This window comes from Lysinibacillus sp. CTST325, assembly GCF_054665055.1.
On record NZ_BAAFHO010000019.1, the window covers coordinates 81,205 to 87,966 of the forward strand.

Annotated in this window: 6 protein-coding genes and 1 riboswitch; of the genes, 3 read left to right on the forward strand and 3 right to left on the reverse strand. The window is 35.2% G+C overall.

Translation table 11 applies throughout. The features are described from left to right. The first annotated feature begins 28 nt into the window (after positions 1-28). Entirely contained in the window at positions 29-1,618 is a 1,590-nt protein-coding gene (guaA, locus tag ACYQ73_RS25840; protein ID WP_460015068.1) for a glutamine-hydrolyzing GMP synthase, read from the forward strand. Between the two features lie 43 nt (positions 1,619-1,661). Here the strand turns inward: guaA and ACYQ73_RS25845 are convergent, their stop codons facing one another. From ACYQ73_RS25845 to ACYQ73_RS25855, 3 genes are read right to left on the reverse strand one after another with little or no spacing between them, the layout of a single operon-like run. Beyond that, the gene (locus tag ACYQ73_RS25845) at positions 1,662-2,204 is read right to left on the reverse strand and encodes a DUF7010 family protein (protein WP_460015069.1); all 543 of its coding nucleotides are present in this window, start codon (positions 2,202-2,204) and stop codon (positions 1,662-1,664) included. 10 nt (positions 2,205-2,214) lie between these two features. Next, positions 2,215-2,631, reverse strand: coding sequence for a hypothetical protein (locus ACYQ73_RS25850; RefSeq protein WP_460015070.1), 417 nt, complete (start codon positions 2,629-2,631; stop codon positions 2,215-2,217). Next, positions 2,628-3,068, reverse strand: coding sequence for a LytTR family DNA-binding domain-containing protein (locus ACYQ73_RS25855; RefSeq protein ID WP_460015071.1), 441 nt, complete (start codon positions 3,066-3,068; stop codon positions 2,628-2,630). Before ACYQ73_RS25855 ends, ACYQ73_RS25850 begins: the two co-directional genes overlap by 4 nt. 469 nt (positions 3,069-3,537) lie before the next feature. Here ACYQ73_RS25855 and ACYQ73_RS25860 point away from each other — a divergent pair, with 469 nt between their 5' ends. Together ACYQ73_RS25860 and ACYQ73_RS25865 are read left to right on the forward strand one after the other, a co-directional pair. After that, positions 3,538-4,206: an MOSC domain-containing protein gene (locus tag ACYQ73_RS25860; protein WP_460015072.1), complete on the forward strand. Its 669-nt coding sequence runs from the start codon at positions 3,538-3,540 to the stop codon at positions 4,204-4,206. Between the two features lie 345 nt (positions 4,207-4,551). Then, a riboswitch (purine riboswitch) is annotated at positions 4,552-4,653 on the forward strand. A gap of 135 nt (positions 4,654-4,788) precedes the next feature. After that, positions 4,789-6,093, forward strand: coding sequence for an NCS2 family permease (locus ACYQ73_RS25865; RefSeq protein WP_460015073.1), 1,305 nt, complete (start codon positions 4,789-4,791; stop codon positions 6,091-6,093). Positions 6,094-6,762: the final 669 nt, after the last annotated feature.

The following is a 6,762-nucleotide window of genomic DNA, read 5'->3' on the forward strand; positions in this document are numbered from 1 at the left end:
ACTTTCATACGCGTTTTTCTTTGAACATATGAAAAGTCCTTTAAAAATAGTAGAAGAGGTGGAAATTTTGTCAGCAAACCCTTTATTAGAGCAAGAAAAAGTAGTTGTTCTTGATTTCGGTAGCCAATTTAACCAATTGATTACGCGTCGTATCCGTGAATTTGGTGTTTTCAGTGAGTTACATCCTCATACGATTACAGCAGAAGAAATTAAAGGTATGAACGCAGCAGGTATTATCTTTTCAGGTGGTCCAAACTCAGTTTATGACGAAAATGCCTTTCATGTAGATCCAGCTATTTTCGAATTAGGCTTACCAATTCTAGGTATTTGCTATGGTATGCAATTAATGGCACATACGCAAGGCGGTAAAGTTGAAGGTGCTGAAACACGTGAATATGGTAAAGCGGAAATTAAAGTAACAGCTTCAAACAAGTTATTCGGTAACTTACCAACTGAACAAATCGTTTGGATGAGCCACGGTGACCATGTAACAGAAGTACCTGCTGGTTTTGAAGTAATCGCAACAAGTGCTGCTTGCCCGATCTCTGCAATGGCAAATGTAGAACGTAAACTATATGCAGTACAATTCCACCCAGAAGTACGTCACTCTGTATACGGTAACGACTTATTACGTCAGTTCGTATTCGACATTTGTGGAGCAAAAGGCGATTGGTCAATGGCAAACTTCATTGAGCTTGAAATCGCAAAAATCCGCGAAATAGTAGGCGACAAAAAAGTATTATGTGCACTTTCTGGCGGTGTAGACTCATCAGTTGTTGCTGTTCTAATTCATAAAGCAATTGGCGATCAACTAACTTGTATGTTCGTTGACCACAACTTAAACCGTAAAGGTGAAGTTGAGCAAGTTATGAAAACATTCACAGAAGACTTCGACATGAATTTGATTAAAATTGATGCACGTCAACGTTTCATGGATAAACTTGCAGGCGTTTCTGATCCAGAGCAAAAACGTAAAATTATCGGTAACGAATTTATTTACGTATTCGATGAAGAAGCAGCTAAACTCGAAGGAATGGACTTCCTAGCACAAGGTACGCTTTACACAGATATCATTGAATCTGGAACATCAACTGCACAAACTATTAAATCTCACCATAACGTTGGTGGTCTTCCAGAAGACATGCAATTCCAATTAATTGAGCCACTTAACACATTATTTAAAGACGAAGTGCGCGCACTAGGATTAGAGCTTGGCCTTGACGAAAAAATCGTTTGGCGTCAACCATTCCCAGGCCCAGGTCTAGGTATCCGTGTACTTGGTGAAGTAACAGAAGAAAAATTAGAAATCGTACGCGAATCTGATTTCATCCTACGTGAGGAAATTGCAAAAGCTGGTCTTGATCGCGACATCTGGCAATACTTCACGGTATTACCTGACATCCGTTCAGTTGGCGTAATGGGCGATGCACGTACGTATGACTACGCAATCGGTATCCGTGCGGTAACATCTATCGACGGTATGACTTCTGACTGGGCACGTATTCCTTGGGATGTATTAGAGAAAATCTCTGTCCGCCTAGTAAACGAAGTAAAACATGTTAACCGCGTACTGTACGATATTACATCTAAGCCACCTGCAACTATTGAGTGGGAATAATCCCCTTGTTTGATTTCAAAAAAGCTAGTCTGATTTTTTCAGACTAGCTTTTTATTTCTTTTTTAAGCATTAAAAATAAGAAAAGTACACCAATTTCTACGATTAACGAGACAAAAACAATATTTAAGTGGAAGAAAATTACACTTATCGAAACAGCTATACAAATAAATATTGAACTATATCGATAATTTTTTGATTGATAAAAGAATGAATAGGGTAACAAATGTGCACCGTAAATAATTGCATATACAGGTAAGACCCACATAGGTGCTTTAATTAATAGAAGAATACAAATAATTAAATATAAAATTTGATTGTTTGTTGCAATCAATAGTCCATTAATCAATGGATTTTCTTTATAAAATAAATCAACATTTAATATCTTGGCACAAAGAATTGAAACAGGAAACAGCAATGCACCACAAGATAAAATACCAATATTTTTTATCATTAAATCTAAAGGCAGCAATGTGATTATTGTGATAACTCCCCAAATAAATATTGAGGCCATTATAAAAGGAAGCCCCTTCTTTTGTTTCTGAGCAATATCGTTTAATAGTACTTGTAAGCTAGTATTGAGGTTCATTTCAGTCTCCTTAATTTTTAAGCGATCTATTCAAACTATCCGCTATTTTTTTATTTTCATATTTTGAGAAAAAATAAAATCCGATGATATGACCAATCAACGTTATCACTAAAATTAGCAATAAATAAGGTTTGATAATTGCAAATACTTTCAGTGAAAAAAGATATACACTTCCTATGCAACAGAAAAAATTCAAAAAAGTACTAATAGTAATTTTAGATGTTACTTTTAATGTTGAGTAGTTCCACAAATAAGGATAAGCTATACCAAATACAATCCCCATCAGAATACTAATACCGATTAAATTCCAAATGTAAAGAAAGTTGACTGTTTCTTGGTGAAGATTAAAAATAGTAATTAAGAAAACAATCCAAATCAACCCCAAAAATGAAACGTATAAAAAGCTATTTTTTAAGTCTTGTATCATAACAATTTCTCCTTAATAGATTTTGCATAATGTCTACTGACAATATACTTATTTTGTTGTTTTGTAATAACTTCTAATCTAGCGTGACTCCCCGAAGCAAATGAGCGTATTTGATTCAAATTCAAAATCATTGAATTATTGATTCTAACTAATCCGACTGATTCCAAGTAAGATAACTCTTTTAAAATCTTATTCAGCAATAGCTCTGTACCATCTATTAAAAAGACTTTGGTAAAATGACCAGATGCTTCAATTGCTTCGATGTCATTGAGTTGAATCATAACCTGACGATTTGTTTTGAAATCTGTTGCGCTTAAAGTTATAGATTTAAAAAAATGCTGTTCAATTGTAGAAAGCAATTCTTTATTCGATGGATTACTGATAATCTCAATTTCAGAAGATGATTGATTGTTTTTCCAAATGTAGTTGAATTTCATGTGGATCTCCTTTCTGTTTTAATCGTAGCAACACTTCTCAGAACTTACGATGATTTTTCGTTTTGTTGCAAAAATAATAGGCTTTGTTACAATGTTGATTCAGTAAATTTAAAGCTACAATTTTCACACCATCAAAAAACTTAAAGATTTTCAATTGGTGTTTAACTTCTTTCAGCAAATGTTTTCTGTAGCGAAAGCGGCTACAGAAGTCTCCCACCTCTAAAGCTGGTGGGATGAATGTGGGTTTAAGTAACTTTTCAGCGGGAGTGTGTATACCCGCTGAAAGAAATTAAAATGACTGTATGTTTTTATGGAATTAAGAGTTGAGAAAATAGAGGATGTTAAGCTGCCATATATAACAGTTCTTGAATTTCTTTCTTTAAGGATAATGCTTTCGAAGCGTTAGGTATAGTAAACTAATGAATATAATTAGGACTCTATGTCGTTGTTTAGTTTAGGAGGGACGGAAATGGAAAAAAATATAGCGATGATTCACACACTTGCTATTGGTATGCCGAAAGAATTGCATTATAGTAATGGGCACTCAATGATTACAGGGATTGAAAAACGAAAAATACAAGAAGTATATTTGTCCGCTCGTGGATTTGAGGGGGACGATGTAGCAGATAAAAAACATCATGGTGGTCCTGACCGTGCCGTTTGTTTATATCCTGCGGAGCATTACATACAATGGGAACAGGAACTTGGTAAACCGTTGCCGATAGCAGCGTTCGGTGAAAACTTAACTGTAACGAATATGTTGGAAGCGGATATTTGTATTGGCGATATTTATAAAATAGGTGATGCTGTCATCCAAGTTACCCAAGGACGTGTACCTTGTAGTACGATTGATAAATATACCGAGGCGAACATATTACTCAAACGTTTAATTGAAACAGGTTATACGGGCTTCCTTGCTCGTGTACTGGAAGAAGGGACAATCTGTGCAGATTCAAAAATTGAATTAGTGGAAAAGCACCCTGAACGTATTTCGGTTTTACATTGCAACGAAGTGTATTTTAAAAACAAAGACGCACTTGCGATGAAACGTATACAAGCAGTTGATGCATTAGCGGAAGATTGGAAACAAAAATTAGAAAAAAGAATTCAGCTCTTGCAAAGTAAAGTGATGAATTAAACATATGTTGATCAAGGGAGCTCTCCTTGGAATCGCTGTAATCAATTATGCCTCGGCATAATTGCGTCCGGAATCGGTTTTGTGCTTAGGCCGGCAGATGTTTTTTTGCTACAGCGGATGTTTGGACACCTGCTGAAATAAGTTAAAATCCTCTAGAATTCAAATGGATCCTAGGGGATTTTTTATTTTATAACTATCGATAAAACGTTCAGCCTTGACCTACTTATGCAACGATTTTTTTAAATGTGAACATTAAATAAGGATTTTACACGAACTTTCGTGTAAATTTTATAAAAAATGTTCGGAAATAGGGTTGAAATCTGAAAAGTGAAATGATATATTGCGATTGTAAATTAAATATGTCGTCGTATAATGTCGGGGATAAGGCCCGTGAGTTTCTACCAAGTTACCGTAAATAACTTGACTACGATTTTAGTTATATATACCAATGTATAGACACTAATTGATTTCACGCTATAGTAATGGTGATGAAATGTATCGTAGACATGCGACTAGTAGAGTAGTCAGCGTGTTTTTTTTGTTTTCGATATTGAAGACGACCATACGGAGGATTTCTTTAAAATGAAAAAGTATTTCATGTTCGATGAATTAGGAACTAATTATCGCCGCGAAATAATAGGTGGTATTACTACATTCCTTGCTATGGCTTACATTTTAGCTGTTAACCCTGGTATGTTAGAAAATGCAGGAATGGATAAAGGTGCTGTATTCGTAGCTACAGCATTAGCAGCTGCAGTCGGTTCTCTGATTATGGGTATTTTCGCTAAATTCCCAATTTCCCTTGCTCCTGGTATGGGCTTAAACGCATTCTTCGCTTTCACTGTAGTTGGAGCGTATGGTATTCCATGGCAGACTGGTTTAACGGGTGTTTTCTTCTCAGGTGTTATCTTTATCATTCTTTCGTTAACAGGTATTCGTGAAACAGTAATTAATGCAATTCCAGTACAACTTAAATATGCAGTTTCAGCAGGTATTGGTTTATTTATAACATTTGTTGGCTTACAAGGAGCGGGCATTATAACAGATAGCAAAGCTACATTGGTGACTTTAGGAACATTCACTGGTCCAACTTTACTAGCTGTATTCGGGATTGTACTTTCAATTATTCTTATTATTAAACTACGTAGTATTGGTATTTTCTTAGGGATGGTTATAACAGCAATCGTTGGTATGATTACAGGTGTCATTGCACCTCCTACAGCAGTTGTTTCAGCAATTCCAAGTGTGGATTCTACATTTATGGTAGCTTTAAAACCAATTTTCCATGACTTTGATTCATTATTAAACGTTAAATTTTTAGTAGTTGTCTTAACATTCTTGTTTGTAGATTTCTTTGATACAGCAGGTACTTTAATGGCAGTTGCGACACAAGCAGGATTAGTAAAAGATAATAAATTACCACGTGCAAGCCGTGCATTGATGGCTGATGCTCTTGCAACAACAATTGGTTCTTTATTTGGTACATCAACAACTACAGCATACGTTGAATCAACTTCTGGTGTAGCAGCAGGTGCTCGTTCAGGTTTCTCTGCTGTTGTAACTGCAATACTATTCCTGGTAGCATTATTCTTCTCACCATTACTCGCTGTGGTAACTCCAGCAGTAACAGCGCCAGCGCTAGTCATTGTAGGTGTTCTGATGGTATCTTCATTACGTTTAATTGATTGGGATAAATTCGAAATTGCAGTACCTGCTTTCTTTACAGTAATCATGATGCCTCTGGGTTACTCAATTGCTACTGGTATTGCAATAGGCTTTGTCTTCTATCCAATAACAATGCTTTTAGCGGGTCGTAAAAAAGAAATTCACCCTATGATGTACGGATTATTCTTTGTCTTCCTTGCATACTTTATCTGGGTACGCTAATTATTAATACACAAATCGAAATATAAACAGCACCTGCAATTGTTAGAAAACAACTAACGATTGCAGGTGCTTTTCTTATTGGAGAATTTAAAGCCAGTTTATATAATAAAACAATCTTAATGGTAATTAAGCTGCATAAATTCTTCTGGAGAAAAAGGGGAGCAATTAATGAGAGAAATCAGAGCAAGTTAAAATAATCGGAAAGGGCGTTCTTGTAGAGACACTTTTCAATAGAAGCATATAAGAGTTTTGTGGTGAAGTTGATTTATATATTATAGAAGAAACTCTTTTTATATCTTTCATCAGGTATACAAACACCCGCTGAAAGAAGTTAAAGCCTCCGGACGCATTTATGCCGAGGCACAATTGATTTATTTAGAATAGTTTTACTTTAATAATTCACTTGCAAACTTAATATTAAGGTGATATATTTATAAACGTTGTTACGAAACAAACAACAATTTAAAAAATACAAACATGAATGGTTGACATAGAGTTAACAACATGTTAAAGTATAGAAAGTCACTTAAATGTGACGAACTAATGAACCTTGAAAACTGAACAAGCAAAACGTAATCAATAAAGTTTTTAGTAGCTAACCTCGAGTTAGTGAACGAAACAAAATTTTGGACATCAAACATGATGCCAGCAAAACAATTTGAGCTAATC